The following is a 15,855-nucleotide window of genomic DNA, read 5'->3' on the forward strand; positions in this document are numbered from 1 at the left end:
TCCTCATCGTATTTTCCCTGCCTGCGCATTGACTCTGCAGCGTCCTGCCTCCGCAGAATGCTGTGTCCATGCTTTATGATGGCTCGTCTGGAGAGTTTTCCCCCCGGCCTCGCGGTTCTGCCACAGAGCAGGCGAAGATACCTGCGCAGCACCGGGCGCATGACAGGAAACCTGTGATCGAAGAACCGGCACCGACATCTGCTCCCCACGAGGCCTACGAGGGCGATTACCGCCCCAGCGCAGCCTCGTCCGCACAGACCCAGGTGCGTGTCGAGCCGATGTCCACAGAATTCCTGATCCGTCTTGCCGACGCGCTCAACACGACGCTCGACCTCCAGACCCTGCTGCGCCGCACCGCGGACCTTGTCCGCGCAGTCATCGATTACCGCATCTTCGCCATCCTGCTGCTGAACGACCGCACGCACGATCTCCGCATGCGCTTTCAGATCGGTCACACGCCGGAGATCGAGCGCATGCGCATCAAAACCGGCCAGGGTGTCGTCGGGCAGGTCGCGCAGGAACGCCACGCCATCCTGATCAACGACGTCACGCAGTACGCGAATTACATCAACGCAAATCCCGATGTCCGCTCCGAGCTCGCCGTACCGCTGATCGTCAAGAATCGCCTCATCGGCGTCATCGATATTCAGTCCGAGCAGCCGAATTACTTCTCGCAGGAGCACCAGCGGCTGCTGATGCTCACGGCCTCGCGCGTGGGCCAGGCCATCGAAAATGCGCGGCTCTACACACGCGTTGCCCGCCAGGCGCAGACGCTCGAAGTGCTGAACGAAATCAGCCGCGAGCTCACCTCTATCCTCGACGTCGATGCCCTGCTCGAGCGCGTAGGACAGCTGATCCGCCGCATCATTGACTTCCAGATGTTTTCCGTGTGGCTGGTTAACGAAAGCGACAAAGTGCTTGAGAACCGCTACGCGGTGCGCTTCGGCGAGCGCTTCTATCCCGGAGAAAAGATTCCTCTCGACCGCGGACTGGTCGGAGCGGCCATGGCAGGCAGGCATCTCGTACATGTCTCGGACGTGCGCAAAGACAAGCGGTACCACATGATCAATCCCGAGACCCGCTCAGAAATGGCGGTGCCGCTGATCTACAAGGGCAAGGTGATCGGGGTTCTGGACATCGAGCACACCCGCACCCACTACTTCAACGAAGACCACGAGCGGGCGCTCTCGACCCTCGCTGCGCAGATCGCGATCTCCATCGAAAATGCGCAGCTCTATCAGCGCGTCATGCAGCAGGAGCAGCGGCTGGAGCGCGATCTGGCCATGGCGCGCGAGGTGCAGCTGCGCCTGCTGCCGCCGGCCAAGCCGCAGCATGAGCATGCCGAGTTCTCTGCCCGCTTCGTCCCCGCCCGCACCATCGGCGGCGATCTCTATGACTTTCTGCCCTACGATGCAAACCGCAGCGCCATCGCGCTCGGCGATGTAAGCGGCAAAGCCGCACCGGCCGCGCTCTATGCTGCGCTGGTCAGCGGCATCATGCGCAGTGAAGCAAGCCAGTATCTTTCGCCCTCCGAGCTGCTCGAAGCACTCAATGAAGCGCTGCAGGAGCGGAAAGTGGCTTCGCAGTATGTCGCCATGGTCTACGCGCTCTGGAACGACGAAAATCGCACGCTGCAGATAGCCAATGCCGGCGCAGTCCAACCGTTATTCTGTCGCAGCGGCGAGGTCGATACGATCCACGCCGAGGGCTTCCCTCTCGGCATGTTTCCGGGCGTGAAGTACGAAGAGTTCTCGCTCGCAACCCAGCCCGGCGACTCGCTGATCTTCTTCAGCGACGGCATTGTCGATGCGCAGAATATGACAGGCGAGATGTTCGGCGACGAGCGCCTGCGCACTGTGGTCATGAAGAACCACCAGAAAACTGCTTCCAAGATCGCCGATGCCATCCTCGCCGAAGTTGGAAAATTCCAGGGCGGCCGCGAACGCTTCGACGATGAAACCGTACTGGTGCTCAAAGTCCTCTAAGCCCGTTTTCAGCTTCCGCTCAAGAGAAATGCCCGCCCCGGAAATAAGGAGCGGGCATTTGTGCCTGTGACAGTTACTTGTTTCCGACTTCCGTGCTGCGGATGAAGGCAGCCACGCGATCGTGCAGCTTGGCGAGAGACGCATCGTTCACGTACACCATGTGGCCCGATTCATACCAGTCGAACTCGATGTTCGAAGTAAGTGCCTGCGGGATCGGCAGATGCTTGTCCTCATAGTAGGCCGCGTAGAACGGCGTGGCCAGATCGTAGTAGCCGCCGTTGACCATGACCTTAAGCCGCGGATTGGTCTTCATCGCCGTGGCCAGATCGCCGCTCACATTCACACCGATCGGATTGCCGTTGTGCTTCATATCCCACTCGTGGCTGCCGAAGTCGGCCTCAGGCAGATAGGTCTGGCCCTCGCCATACTTCAGATCGCGGCGCACATAGTCGTTGAAGAGCGCAACGTAAGCCGAGGAGATCGCCGAGCTCTGCGGATCATACTCCGACTCTTCGCTCAGAGGATTCAGAGAAGGCCCGGAGAAGCGTGTATCAAGGCGGCCCGTCGTCAGGTCATCATCGTCCTGGAGGTTCTTCGTGAAGCCGCCGCCGCTCACCCGCAGATCGGCCTTGAGCAGATAGGCCACGGAAAGTCCGGTGTACTCATGCAGCTTCTCCGCTACCTGCTGCTTTTCCGCCGCAGGCAGATCGGAACCCAACGCCAGGGCATGCGCGTACTCGCCAAAGGCATAGTCTTCGACTTCCTTGAGGAAGGGCTCAAGCGCAGCCGGCTGGCTCGGCAGCTTGTGGTGATACCAGGCTGTCGCAGCATAGGTCGGCAGGCCGGTTTCGAAGGGGAGATCGATGCCGGGGTTCATGCGGGCAGCATCGATATCCGCATTGAAGTTGAAGATCTGCGAGAGCAGGATGACGCCGTTGAGATCAATATCCTTCTCGTTCTCGAGAATGTTCGAGACCACGGCCGAGCGCGTAGTACCGTAGCTCTCACCAAACAGGTACTTCGGCGAATTCCAGCGGTTGTACTTGCTGATAAAGCGGGCGATGAAGCGGGCAAACGCATGGCCGTCTTCATCGATGCCCCAGAACGCCTTCTCCTTATCCTTACCGACCAGCCGGCCAAAGCCCGTACCCGGCATATCGATGAACACCAGGTCTGTGGTGTCGAGCAGACTGTATTCGTTGTCCACCAGTTTGTAGGGAGCTGCGGGCAGATGCTGGTCCGTCGCTGTCACCACATGCTTCGGCCCAAACGATCCCATGTGCAGCCACACCGTCGAGCTGCCGGGACCACCGTTGTAGAGGAAGGTGACCGGGCGATCTTCAGGATGAGCAACATCCTTCTTGAAATAGGCGACATAGAAGATGCGCGCCACCGGAGGCTTCTCCTTCGCGTCCTTGTCGGAGGCGGCATCGAGAGCGGCCTGCGTGCCGGCCAGCGGATTTCCATCCGCGCCCAGCTGTGCGTCTTCTTCTTCGGTTGCGCCGACCGTCAGAGTGCCGGCGACGGCGGTGTAAGCGATGCGCTGACCGCCTACGGTCACAGTGCCGTCCGTGCTGGAGTCCGCCGTGACAGCAGGAGCCTTGGCTGGTGTGGAGTCGTCAGCAGCGAGAGCGGAGGCAGTCAGGGCCACGCCAAGCAGCGCGGCAAAGAGTGGAGCAGATTTCGCCATCGGAATTCTTCCTCGATCGGTTGCGGAATGGAAATGCAGGTCGTCGTACGAATTGTTACGCAAAGTATAAAGCGGCCATTCCAGTGCCCGATTCTGGACACCGGAAGGCCGCTTCCGATCAGGAATGAAGCTGAAATCTAATCGTGCCAGGCGCCGAGCTGCTTGCGGATCAGCGCCAGCTGGCCGAGGTGGTAGCTATTGTGATCAGCTGCCAGCAAAACCTCGCGCAAATACGTCTGCCCGTCGCCCCAGGGAATCTTGGCGCCGAGATCCCTCTCCGGATCGCGAACCATGGCCTCGAACCCGGCCAGGAGCGTCTTCACCGCCTTCACCGAGTCCTGCCACGCCTCTTCCGTAGGAACAACGCCTTCACCGGGCCAGTAATCGTCCGGCCAGTTGGGAGCGACATATTTCGGATCGGTACAGAAGATCAGCAGATCATGCAGCGTAAACCGGATATGCTCCAGCAACTGCCATGCATGATGAGGTGCGCCCTCAGGCCGGCGGGTATAAAACTCGGGGGCAAGACCACTCACGCAGGTGTCGAAGTCTGCATGCGCGCTGCCTCCGCGCAGCAGTTCCAGCAATTGATCGCGCAACACCGCATCCGCGACGGAAGATACTTCCGGCATATGTCCTCCTCAAAACGTTTCAACCTGGAAATCGATTACGGCACTTCTTCTTATTCGCTTGGGATGCGGGATTGCGAGAGCAGGATTCGCTGATCCTTGCTCCCTGAGGATTTCCATCGAAGAAAAGCGTGGTGAGATGAAAAAGCCCGTTCCTCCGATGGAAGAACGGGCCTGCGAAAGTCAGATCGGTTCTAGACAGCAACCGCATCGCGCTTGCTGTTGAAGACATTGCCCATGCGGCGAATCTGCGCACCGACGCCGCGCAGCTTCTCCTCGATGTGCTCGTATCCGCGATCGATGTGATACACGCGATCGAGGATCGATTCCCCATCTGCCACCAGCGCCGCCAGCACCAGCGAAGCGGAAGCGCGAAGATCGGAGCACATCACCGCGGCTGAGGACAGCGGAGACTTGCCGCGAATGGTAGCCGTGCGGCCGTCGACCTTGATGTTCGCTCCCATGCGGATCAGTTCCTGCACGTGCATGTAGCGGTTTTCGAAGATGTTCTCAACTACGACCGAAGTGCCCTCGGCCTGCGTCGCCAGCGTCATGTACTGCGCCTGCATGTCCGTCGGGAAGCCGGGATACTCCTCGGTGGACATATCCGCAGCCCTCAGATTGCCTTCGCTGCGCACGCGGATCGAATCCTTGCCGATCAGCTCGATGCGCGCCCCGCACTCTTCCAGCTTGGAGATCACCGCGCCAAGATGCGCCGGGTTGCAGCTTGAAACGCAGAGATCGCCACCCGAGATGGCCCCGGCAATCAGGAAGGTTCCGGCTTCAATGCGGTCCGGGTTGATGCGATGCTTCGCGCCGTGCAGCTTGTCAACGCCTTGCACCTTGATGACCGACGTGCCCGCGCCTTCGATCTTCGCGCCCATGGCCGTCAGCAGCGCTGCCAGATCGGTGACCTCAGGCTCGCGGGCGCAGTTCTCCAGCACCGTCTCGCCCTCGGCCAGCACCGCGGCCATCAGCAGGTCTTCGGTGCCGGTCACTGTGATCTTGTCAAAGTGAATGTGTGCGCCCTTGAGCCGCTCGGCACGGGCCTCAATATAGCCGTGCTCGTAGCTGATCTTCGCGCCCATCGTCTCCAGACCCTTGATGTGCAGGTCGATCGGGCGTCCGCCAATGGCACAACCGCCGGGCATCGCCACGCGGGCCATACCCGTGCGGGCGACCAGCGGCCCAAGCACCAGTGAGGAGGCGCGCATTGTCTTGACGATCTCGTACTTGGCCACCGGGTCGGAAAGCAGGCGGCAGCTGATGCTGGTGCGATGTTGAGCGCGGCCATAGCCAAGCTCGACTTCGGCGCCCATGGAAACCAGCAGCTTGCGCTCGGTCTCAATATCCTGGACCTGCGGAATATTCTCGAGCACAACCTCTTCTTCGGTGAGGATGGCAGCAGCCATACAGGGGAGAGCCGAGTTCTTCGCACCGCTGACGCGGATCGTACCGAGCAGCGGATTGCCGCCGCGAATGACAAATTTATCCATAATTCTCCAAGACCAGCAGAACGGGGACCACCTTCCGGCTGCTTTTCCCTCTTCCAGTCGAGTGTAAATCGATTCGTGCGGTGGAGAACGAACCGCGGCGGTGGCGACCTTGAGGCCCCCGCCTGCAGGAACATAAACCGGACTCAAGGCTGCGGCGCAGGCGGCTCCTGAGATGACGACGGCTGCCCGGGCGGCTCCACCCAGTAGGCGCGCCGCGCAGTCACAACGAGCTTCGGATAATCCTTGAGCTTCACCTCGATCGCGTGCGGCCCCGGTGCCGGAGACTGCGGCCGGAAGGTCAGCACATAGCGGTTCGGAACATGGTTCGAGATCGTCGCCAGGTCCGATTGCAGATTTTTCTCATTGCTGAACTTGAAGTACTCGCCGCCGGTCATACCGGCAATGCTTTCCGGCACATTGCGCTTCAGCCCATCGATGCCCAATGCGACCACGAGCTGCGCCGCCTTCAGCGGCGGCGCGAGCAGACCAAGGCAATTCCAGAACTGCACCAGCCGATTCGGATTCTTCTCTTCGTCCGGATACTTGCCCATGCAGCCATGCGGCGGTCCCGGACGATCGTCCTGCACAATACGCGGAGCCTGTGTCTTGAAATCGCTCTTGAGCGAAGAGAAGGCCACGCTGTACACGATGGTGTTCGTATCGCTGATCGCACGCACCGTTTCGACGAGGCCGGCCTGGCTGCCGTGATCGTTGGTCTCGCTAAGCAGCAGGATCACCCGGCGATACTGCGGCGACTGGCTGCGCAGCAGATCGACCGCATACGAAACCCCGTCAAAGATGGCCGCGCCATTGTCGCCCGGCTGCAGCGAGTTCATCGTCGCGGAGATTTCCTGCCACGAAGGCGTAAACGGCTGCAACAGATAAACATGGCTGTCAAAGCCGACCACCGCAACCGTATGCGGCACAGCTCCGATCAGCCCTTCGATCAACGGCTCAAGCTGCGGATAGAGATCCATCTTGAGCACGCCGGAGCCGCCCGTCTCGATCGCCACCACCAGCGCAATCGGCTGCGAGTCATTGCCTTCTTCCAGATGGACCGTCTGCGGCGCACCGTTGTCGGTGAGCGTAAAGTCCTGCGCCGTCAGCGTGTAGACAGGATGGCCGGATTTCTCCCGGACGAGCGTGGGCACGATGACCAGAGAGGTTTCGGCATGGAATGTCGTCTGGCCGGCAGCAGCCTGATCCTGTGTCGCCTGTTCAGGCGAGGACTGCGCGTTCTGAGCGAAAGCAGCAGGCACAAAGGTGAAGACGAGTGCAAGGAGCAGGCTCGCAACCGGCGGCTTGGTCATGAATAGACTCGCAACCTTTCTCAGAAACCAGCAGAAAGGCAGAACCCGCCGCTGATCACGCGGCGGGTTCTGCCTGGAAAAAAGACCATCTGGAATAAGGCCAAACGGCGAATCGGATATCCGTATCAAAGTTCCGAGGAGTTGTCTTCGATTGCCTGCCGCACATTCCCGTTCGAATGCGTCAGACGCCGCACCGCTTCCGGCTTATCGACACCGGCCTTGAGCATCACAAGCGCCACCGGCACGCTGCGGCCGGCAGACTTGATCACTTCTACTGCCCGCTCGCGCGTAATGGCGCAGGCGCGCATCAGGATGCCGATGCCGCGTTCTACCAGCTTCGAGTTCTGCATGTGCACGTTGACCATCAGGTTCTCGTACACATAGCCAAGGCGGGTCATCGCGCCGGTGGTGATCATGTTGCAGATCATCTTCTGCGCGGTCGCGGCCTTCATGCGGGTCGAGCCGGAGATCACCTCGGGGCCGACATCGGCAATGATGGCAATATCCGATGCCTGGGCCAGCGGCGTATCCGCATTGCAGGTGATGCAGGCCGTCTTCGCGCCGCGTGCGCGGGCATAGGCCACGGCCGCAACAACATAAGGAGTCCGGCCGCTCGAAGACAGGCCGATCACCACATCCTTGCGCGTGGGACGACGACGGGCGATATCGCGCTGGCCCAATTCTTCGGAGTCCTCGTTCACCTCTACCGGCGAAGCAAGAGCCTTCGGACCGCCGGCCATGATGTACTGCACGGTCTGCGGAGAAGTCGAGAAATAGGGCGGGCACTCGCAGGCATCGAGCGAAGCGATGCGGCCGCTCGAGCCGGCTCCAATGTAGATGAGCCGGCCACCGTCCCGCAGACTTCGGGCCACGGCGTCGATCACCTGGGCAACTTCAGGCAGTGCCTTCTTGACCGCTGCGGCCACCTTGGCGTCTTCCTGGTTAATGATGCGTGCAATCTCGAGAGCCGATTTCGTATCAAAGCCCTGGGAGGCCTCGTTCGGTCTCTCGGTAACCAGATCATGAAGCTTCGGCTGAGTATGCGCCGGCGAAGCGTTGGGGACCTTCAAGCCAGCCTGGGGTTCCGTCATGGTGACCATTTTCACCTTCAGCGAACGTACGTTTGCTGCCCCATTCTAGCGCCAAAATGCATCTCTGGCATCGGAAAAGGGGCTTTGTCTAAACCGGCAGTGCAAAATGCACCGCTAAACCACAACTGTTAGTCAGATGCGGAAACGGCTTCGAGGAGCGCATCGTGAAAGCGAGGTCGAACCTGCTGAATCGCTTTTGTTTGCCGATTCGGCCATGTGCGGTTCGTAAGCAGCACCGCAGCCAGGCTGCGATCCCGGTCAATCCACAGCGAAGTACCCGCATAGCCGAGATGCCCGATAGAATGCGGACCAAAATAATTTCCCGATGACGAAGGCTGGCTCGGCGTATCCCAGCCCAGCGCGCGCGAGGTCCCAGGCGGTTCCGGCTGGCGAGCAGAGAAAAGATCCACAGTCATACCCGAAAAAAGCTGCCCCCCGTGAGAGGTTCGCCCCCCGGCAAGCATGCAGGCAGCAAATCGCAATACATCCTGCACATGCGCAAACAGACCGGCATGGCCGCTCACTCCGCCCAGCGCGTGGCAGTTCTCATCCTGCACCTCGCCCTGGATCGCGCGATGGCGATACCACGTGTCCAGTTCCGTCGGCGGAATCAAGGAACGCCAATCCTGCGGAGGATTGTACCGCGCGCTTCCGAGCCCGAGCGGTGCGGCAATCTCTCGCGCAAAGAGCGCGTCCAGGCTTTCTCCAGCAAGCACCTCCAGCGCCTTGCCAAGAAGCATAAATCCAATATCGGAATACTCCACGCGCGTGCCGGGCTCGGCTTCGAGCGGCATCTCCAGCGCAGCCCGCATCATCGCAGACGGAGTCCCGTTCTGCTCGAAGAGGCGGCCGTATCCGGGCAGCCCGGAAGCATGCGCCAACAGATGGCGCAACGTCACACGAACACGCCGCGGATCATGATGGCCACCGACGACAAAACCGGGCAGCACCTCGCCCAGCGCAAGATCGAGATCCAGGCGCCGGCGGTCATAGAGCCACATCGCAATCGCCGTCGTAGCCATCACCTTGGAGACGCTGGCCAGATCGTAGATCGTATCGTGCATGACAGCCGGCGAATCCGGCTCATAGGTAAAGCGGCCAACCGCATCGAGCGCAAGCACTTCGCCCTGATAAAGCAGGCCATAGGCCGCTCCCGGAAAGGCTTGCTCCGTAACCGCCTGCTCCAGCAAGGCGCGAGCCGCGGCAAAGCGCGTGCGGCCTGCGGCTGCGGACTCCGGGATGGGCTCGCGTAGCGCCGTCATCGGACTAGAGCCTGTTATGAACTTTCCGGCGGCCATCGCTGGGCGCCAATTTTTCTGAGGTCGAGGAGCGAGTTGCGACGGATATCGGGTTATCTCCTAGCAGCGAGCGACGAAGAGATCGGGAAAATTGGCCCCAGCCCCCTGAAAACGAATATTGGGGGGTGCGGTGAAAATCGGCCCATACTGCGTTGTCGTCCTCGCCTTGGAATGGCCAAAGCCTTCGTCCTCCGCCTCGTCTCGGCCAATTTTCTCCAGCAACGACGGCCACCCGAAAGTCCATAACAGGCTCTATATTAGCGGACATGTGTGCGAAGCTTTCAACCCTATTGTTGCTCCTCCTCAGTGCTTCTCTGCCCTGCACCCTGGCCGCCCAGCAACCGGACGCAGCCGCGCCTCACACCATGGCCGAAGATGCTCCACTCGAAGCCGCACTGCATGCTGCGATTGCAAGCCATAACGGCCACGTCGCAGTCTTCGCGGAAGACCTGGCCACCGGGCGCACGGTCGCCATCGATGCGGACACGCCGGTGCAGACAGCATCGGTGATCAAACTGGCAATCCTCTACACCGCACTCGAAGAGATTCGTGATGGCAAGGCGCACTTTGAAGACAAGCTGACATTGAAGCACAGCGACCAGGTGGCAGGTTCGGGCGTGCTGACCTTCTTCGATACACCGGTGACACTGACACTCAAAGACGCGCTCACCATGATGATCATCATGAGCGACAACACAGCCACGAACCTCGCCATCGATCATCTCGGCCTCAAAAACATCGATGACCAGATCCTCGCACTCGGCCTCAAGAACACCTGGCTCTACAAGAAGGTTTTTCTCCCTGCCGACGGACCTATGCCTGCCGACCAAAAGCAGTTCGGTCTCGGCAAAACAACTGCGAGAGAGATGGCTTCCCTCTTCGAGCGCTTCGTCACCTGCAACCTCAATCCGCCAGGAACAAACACAGCGGCAACCGCTGACGATCACGCCCTCTGCAATGCAGCCATGCACATGCTGAGCAACCAATTTTATCGCGACAGCATTCCCCGCTATCTCGAGGCGCAGGATGCAACGGAAGCACCGTCGGAGATTGCCAATAAAACCGGCGCGCTCGATGCGGTGCGCAATGACGTCGGCGTAGTCTTCACCAAAGCCGGACCGGTCGTCATCTCGATGTTTACCTGGGGCAACAAGGACACCAGCTGGACAGTGGATAACCAGGCCGAGGTCCTAATGGCGAAACTGGCCAAACAGATCGTGGGCACCTGGAGCTCGAAGTAACAAATAGAAATAGCTTTGCCAGAAAGACAAAGAAGACGGCTTGAAAGTCCGTTCAATGAACGGATGCGCTTGCCTTCCCCAGCCCCGGAGAACTATAGAAGGAACATGCGCTGGCAGCGACTGACAATCTCCGCGGTTCTATCAACAACTTGTTGCGCGTTCACCCTCGCGCAGGATCAGGCCACACCGGCATCCACGGCACCGGCTGCTGCTCCTGCCGCGCAGGCGGCAACACCGCCGACTCCCGTGGTGCAGACCGAGGGCAAGGTTGTAGTTCCGGCAGGCACCAAAGTTCTGCTCTCGCTCAAGGCCGCCGTGGACACCAAGACTGCGCAGCCCGGCGATCCGATCTTTCTGACCTCCACCTTTCCTGTCATTGTGGGTGACCGCGTCATCATCCCGACAGGCATGGATGTACAGGGAGTTATCGATAGCGTGGAGCGCCCCGGCAAAGTAAAAGGCCGCGCCAAGGTGACCATGCATCTGACCACGCTGGTCTTTCCCAACGGCTCGGTCGTACAGATTCCGGCAAGCGTGAACGCAGTGCCAGGAGCCGACGGGGCCAAGGTCCACGGCAAAGAAAACACCATTGAGCAGGATCCCGGCAACGTGCAGGACGCTAAGAATGTCGAGCACACCACCATGACTACCGCAGGCCTCGGCGGCCTCGCCACCGTCGGCGGAGGGAACACGGGTGCGGGCGTCGGATACGGCGCGCTCGCCGGCAGTGTTGGCGGCGTGGCCTACACTCTCCTCACCCGCGGCAAGGATGTGGTGCTGCCCGTGGGGCAGCCGCTCGAAATGGCGCTGCAAAGGCCGCTCATTCTCGATAAGCAGAATGTCTACGTGCCTCCGGTGAGCACCGGGGTGCAATATGTTCCGTCTCCCAACCAGCCCAAACCTCTGCCCAAGCCCAGCCCTCAGGATTAGGCTATTCACACCACATGCACGACAAACGTCGTAAAATAAAGATGGAGTCATAGGGCAGAAATGAGCGAGTCGAATCAGGAGACGCAGACGCCGGAACAAAGCGCAGACGGCGCTGCCGCAGCGGCCAATCGCGCCACTCCTTCGCATCTTCGCCTCTGGATTCGCGATGTGCTGGTCTCCGTCGCCGCCTCATTCCTGATCATCACGTTTCTCTATCAGCCGGTGCGCGTGGAAGGCACCAGCATGCAGCCCGAGCTGCGCGATCAGGACCGCCTCTTCATCAACAAGTTCGCCTATCGTTTTGAAAGCATCTCACGCGGCGACGTCGTGGTTTTTCACTATCCCCGCGATCCGCAGAAGAGCTACATCAAGCGCGTCATTGCTCTACCCGGCGACTCACTGCGCATCGATGACGGCCGCGTATTCGTGAACGGCAACCGCGTCAGCGAACCCTATGTTCCGCTCCGCTATCAGGACGAGCGCTCCATGCCTGAGATCGTGATTCCCCGCGATGCGTACTTCGTCATGGGCGATCATCGTTCCATCTCGAGCGACAGCCGCGACTTCGGCCCCGTCGATCGCGAGCTCATCTACGGCAAAGCTGCCTTCATCTACTGGCCCGCCGACAACATCGGCCTCATCCACTGAACTTACCGCTCAGGTATCCGCCTTCGGCACCCGCTCCAAATGTCTCACCGCAGCTCTAATAATGCAGAAAGGGTGCGCTAGGCGCACCCTTTGCTTTTGCGGATCGATTGTCATCCTGCCGAGTGGCCCATCCAAGCCCGAAGTTGGCTTGGGTGGGCAGGCATGAACCTCAGCAGGCAATCTCCAGCTCTCACGAGAGTTTCCATCACGCGACCAGCGGGAGCGCGTGCCGAAGGCGATTCGCCCTGCGCGCAGCAGCCGAAGGCAATTCGCCCTGCGCGAAGCAGCTATCTTTCTGCGACACGATCCAGCAGATCGAAAAACTCGGGGAACGAGATCGCTGCCGATTCGGCGCCACGGATGACGGTCTCACCCTCGGCACGCAGCGCCGCAACCGAGAAGGCCATCGCAATGCGATGGTCGCCGCCCGCGTCGATCACCGCGCCGCGCAGCTTCTGGCCGCCTGGCACATCGAGACCGTCTTCGAACTCCTCGACCTCGGCCCCCATGGCACGCAGATTCTTCGCAACCAGAGCGATACGGTCCGACTCCTTCACGCGCAGCTCCTTCGCGTCGCGAATGCGGATGCCGTTCTTCGTGTAAGGCGCAATCGCCGAGATGACCGGCAGCTCATCGATCAGCTGCGCCGCCAGCGCGCCCGAAATCGTCGTGCCTGTGAGGCCGTCCGCCGGCGCATTGACCTGCACCGTGCCGACCAGCTCGCCGTGCTTGTCTTCCAGGTTCAACACACCGATGTGCGCGCCCAGAGCGGTCAGCACATCGAGCAGCGTGGCACGCGTCGGGTTCATGCCCAGGCCGTCAAAGATCAGGTTCGACTGCGGAAAGAGCGCCGCCGCGCACAGAAAGAATGCCGCCGAGGACATATCCCCCGGCACCGCCGCTTCGATCGCCTGCAGCTTCTGCCCGCCGACAATCGAGACGGACTCAAGCGTGCGCTCCACCTGCGCCCCGAAGGCCCGCAGAGCCAGCTCGCTGTGGTCGCGCGTGCGCACGGCTTCACGCACAATCGTCGTGCCCTCCGCCTGCAGCCCGGCAAACAGAACCGCCGACTTCACCTGCGCGCTTGGCACCGGCGTGGTGTAGTCCATTGCCTTGAGAGCCTTGCCGTGGATCGTCACCGGCGCGTGCCCTTCGGTGAGCTCGATCTCCGCGCCCATCTGCGAGAGCGGCTTACGCACGCGCTCCATCGGACGGCGTGTCAGCGAGGCATCACCGATCAGCGTGAAGCTGCCCTGCTGCGGAGCCAGAAGTCCAGCGAGCATGCGCATGGTCGATCCCGAGTTTCCGCAGTCGAGCGGGTTCGAAGACGGCGTAAACACACCGCCGACACCTTCCACTTCAATCGCCTCCGCCGTGCGCGTCACCTTCGCGCCGAGCGCCTCGACGCAGGCCAGGCTGCTGGCGCAGTCCGCGCCGCTCGAAAAGTTCGTAAAGCGCGACTTGCCCGCGGCCAAGCCGCCCAACAATGCGTAACGGTGAGAGATACTCTTGTCGCCGGGCAGGCGCAGGCTGCCGAGAATGTTGCGGGCGGGGGCGACGATGCGTTCGGTCTGGACTTCGGTCGAGGACAATGCGATCTCCGGAAAAAATCTTCCTCTTATCCTAAATGCTTACGCTCCGGACCTGGGAGCAGCCGCCCTTCTCCTTCAACCCGGCCGCGCCACAAAATCTGCTTCGCCATCGGGCACCGCCGCCTTTACACTCCCGCCATGCTGAAGATTCGCCCTGCCTCGCTCGCTGCCGTCTTCGCCCTCTGCCTGCCCTTTCTCACACACGCGCAATCGGCCCGATTTTCGGTGACCTTCCCCGCCTCGCAGAGCGCCCAGCCTCTCGATGGACGCCTGCTTCTGCTGCTCTCGAACAACACGGCAGAGGAACCGCGCAACCAGATCGATGACACGCCAAAATCGCAAATGGTCTTCGGCGTAACCGTCGATCACTGGAAACCGGGCGAGCCCGTCCTCGTCGATGAGCGCGCCTTCGGCTACCCGGTCCGCAGCCTGAGAGACGTCCCCGCATCCGATGCATCGCGGCCTCGCCCCGCAGGCGCGCTGCCACCCGGTGAATACATGGTGCAAGCCGTACTCAACCGGTATGAGACCTTCCACCGCGCCGATGGCACCACCGTAAAACTCCACATGGATCAGGGTGAGGGCCAGCACTGGAACATCTCCCCCGGCAATCTCTACAGCAAACCGCAGCGCATCACCCTCAACGAGCTGGCAGGGTTACGAAAGCCCTTCAGCCTCACGCTCGATCAGCAGATCCCGCCCATTCCCGAGCCCAAAGATACGAAGTACATCCGGCACATCAAAATCCAGAGCGCGCTGCTGACAAAGTTCTGGGGACGGCCCATGTATCTCTCCGCCATCGTGCTCGTGCCCTGGGGCTTCGACGAGCATCCCGACGCGCACTTCCCGCTCATCATTTTTCACGATCACTTCGTCGACGGTTTCGACAACTTCCGCACCGAACCGCCCGATCCGAACCTGAAACCCGACTACTCCGACCGCTTTCACATCGCCGGATACAACCGCATCCAGCAGGAAGAGGCGTACAAGTTTTACCAGCAGTGGATCAGCCCCAAGTTCCCGCGCGTGCTCATCGTCAAAATCCAGCACGCGAACCCGTACTATGACGATTCCTACGCCGTGAACTCGGCCAACGTCGGCCCCTACGGAGATGCCATCGAGACCGAGCTGATCCCGGCCATCGAGAAGCAGTTCCGCGGCCTCGGCGCAGGCTGGTCTCGCTTCGTCTACGGTGGTTCCACCGGCGGATGGGAATCGCTCGCCGTGCAGGTCTTCTATCCCGACCACTACAACGGAGCCTTCGCCGCCTGCCCCGACCCCATCGACTTCCACGCCTATACCAATATCGATCTCTACCACGACAAGAACGCCTTCTATCTCTACGGCGCGAATAAAACCGTCGAGCAGCCCGCCATGCGCGACTACCTCGGCCACACCACCATCACAACGAAGCAGGTCAACGAATACGAGCTCGCCCTCGGCGATCACGGCCGCTCAGGCGAGCAGTTCGATATCTGGCAGGCCATCTACGGCCCCGTCGGCAAGGACGGCTACCCGCAGCCCATCTTCAACAAGGAGACCGGCGAGATCGATCACCAGACCGCCGAATACTGGCGTCAGCACTACGACCTCGAGCACATCCTCGAAACCAACTGGAGCACCCTCGGACCGAAGCTCCAGGGCAAGATCCACATCTACGTCGGCAGCGACGACACCTACTTCCTGAACGATGCTGTCTATCGCATGGAAGACTTCCTGAAATCCACCAGCAACCCGCCATACGACGGCGAAGTGACCTACGGCCCACGCGCCGAGCACTGCTGGAATGGCGATCCCACGCAACCCAACTACCTCTCACGCCTGCACTACAACACCATGTACCTGCCCAAGATCCTCGATCGCATCGAGAAAACCGCCCCTGCGGGCGCTGACCTCACCAGCTGGCGGTATTAGAGCCGTTCTCCTGAAGAGATAAAGTATGGCA

Annotated in this window: 12 protein-coding genes; 5 read left to right on the forward strand and 7 right to left on the reverse strand. The window is 60.8% G+C overall.

Going from position 1 to position 15,855, the window contains the following annotated elements:
• Positions 1–173 precede the first annotated feature (173 nt).
• Entirely contained in the window at positions 174–1,985 is a 1,812-nt protein-coding gene (locus ESZ00_RS12815) for a GAF domain-containing SpoIIE family protein phosphatase (protein ID WP_308419072.1), read from the forward strand.
• 73 nt (positions 1,986–2,058) lie between these two features.
• On the opposite strand, the gene ESZ00_RS12820 is transcribed toward ESZ00_RS12815, so the two are convergent.
• The 6 genes from ESZ00_RS12820 to ESZ00_RS12845 all read right to left on the reverse strand — a co-directional run bounded on the left by ESZ00_RS12820 (position 2,059) and on the right by ESZ00_RS12845 (position 9,463).
• Complete coding sequence (locus ESZ00_RS12820) at positions 2,059–3,675, reverse strand: S10 family peptidase (RefSeq protein ID WP_129208651.1); 1,617 nt, start codon at positions 3,673–3,675, stop codon at positions 2,059–2,061.
• 137 nt (positions 3,676–3,812) lie between these two features.
• Positions 3,813–4,307, reverse strand: coding sequence for a DinB family protein (locus ESZ00_RS12825; RefSeq protein WP_129208652.1), 495 nt, complete (start codon positions 4,305–4,307; stop codon positions 3,813–3,815).
• A gap of 191 nt (positions 4,308–4,498) precedes the next feature.
• On the reverse strand, positions 4,499–5,800 hold the full coding sequence (gene murA, locus ESZ00_RS12830) for a UDP-N-acetylglucosamine 1-carboxyvinyltransferase (RefSeq protein WP_129208653.1): 1,302 nt from the start codon (positions 5,798–5,800) through the stop codon (positions 4,499–4,501).
• 143 nt (positions 5,801–5,943) lie between these two features.
• On the reverse strand, positions 5,944–7,110 hold the full coding sequence (locus ESZ00_RS12835) for a VWA domain-containing protein (protein ID WP_129208654.1): 1,167 nt from the start codon (positions 7,108–7,110) through the stop codon (positions 5,944–5,946).
• A gap of 125 nt (positions 7,111–7,235) precedes the next feature.
• Entirely contained in the window at positions 7,236–8,201 is a 966-nt protein-coding gene (gene murQ / locus ESZ00_RS12840) for an N-acetylmuramic acid 6-phosphate etherase (protein ID WP_373283928.1), read from the reverse strand.
• Between the two features lie 128 nt (positions 8,202–8,329).
• A complete protein-coding gene (locus ESZ00_RS12845; protein WP_164981499.1) occupies positions 8,330–9,463 on the reverse strand; it encodes a serine hydrolase domain-containing protein in 1,134 nt (377 codons plus the stop codon).
• Between the two features lie 329 nt (positions 9,464–9,792).
• Here ESZ00_RS12845 and ESZ00_RS12850 point away from each other — a divergent pair, with 329 nt between their 5' ends.
• The 3 genes from ESZ00_RS12850 to lepB all read left to right on the forward strand — a co-directional run bounded on the left by ESZ00_RS12850 (position 9,793) and on the right by lepB (position 12,318).
• Positions 9,793–10,740: a serine hydrolase gene (locus ESZ00_RS12850; protein ID WP_229741239.1), complete on the forward strand. Its 948-nt coding sequence runs from the start codon at positions 9,793–9,795 to the stop codon at positions 10,738–10,740.
• Positions 10,741–10,845: 105 nt separating this feature from the next.
• Positions 10,846–11,670 carry a TrbI/VirB10 family protein gene (locus tag ESZ00_RS12855; protein ID WP_164981500.1) on the forward strand — a complete coding sequence of 275 codons (825 nt, stop codon included), beginning with the start codon at positions 10,846–10,848 and terminating at the stop codon, positions 11,668–11,670.
• A gap of 60 nt (positions 11,671–11,730) precedes the next feature.
• Positions 11,731–12,318, forward strand: a complete 588-nt coding sequence (lepB, locus tag ESZ00_RS12860; RefSeq protein ID WP_129208659.1) for a signal peptidase I — start codon at positions 11,731–11,733, stop codon at positions 12,316–12,318.
• 287 nt (positions 12,319–12,605) lie between these two features.
• Here the strand turns inward: lepB and aroA are convergent, their stop codons facing one another.
• A complete protein-coding gene (aroA, locus tag ESZ00_RS12865; RefSeq protein WP_129208660.1) occupies positions 12,606–13,910 on the reverse strand; it encodes a 3-phosphoshikimate 1-carboxyvinyltransferase in 1,305 nt (434 codons plus the stop codon).
• Positions 13,911–14,048: 138 nt separating this feature from the next.
• Here aroA and ESZ00_RS12870 point away from each other — a divergent pair, with 138 nt between their 5' ends.
• Positions 14,049–15,824, forward strand: coding sequence for an alpha/beta hydrolase-fold protein (locus tag ESZ00_RS12870; protein WP_229741241.1), 1,776 nt, complete (start codon positions 14,049–14,051; stop codon positions 15,822–15,824).
• Positions 15,825–15,855: the final 31 nt, after the last annotated feature.

The organism is Silvibacterium dinghuense, from assembly GCF_004123295.1.
GTDB lineage: Bacteria > Acidobacteriota > Terriglobia > Terriglobales > Acidobacteriaceae > Silvibacterium > Silvibacterium dinghuense.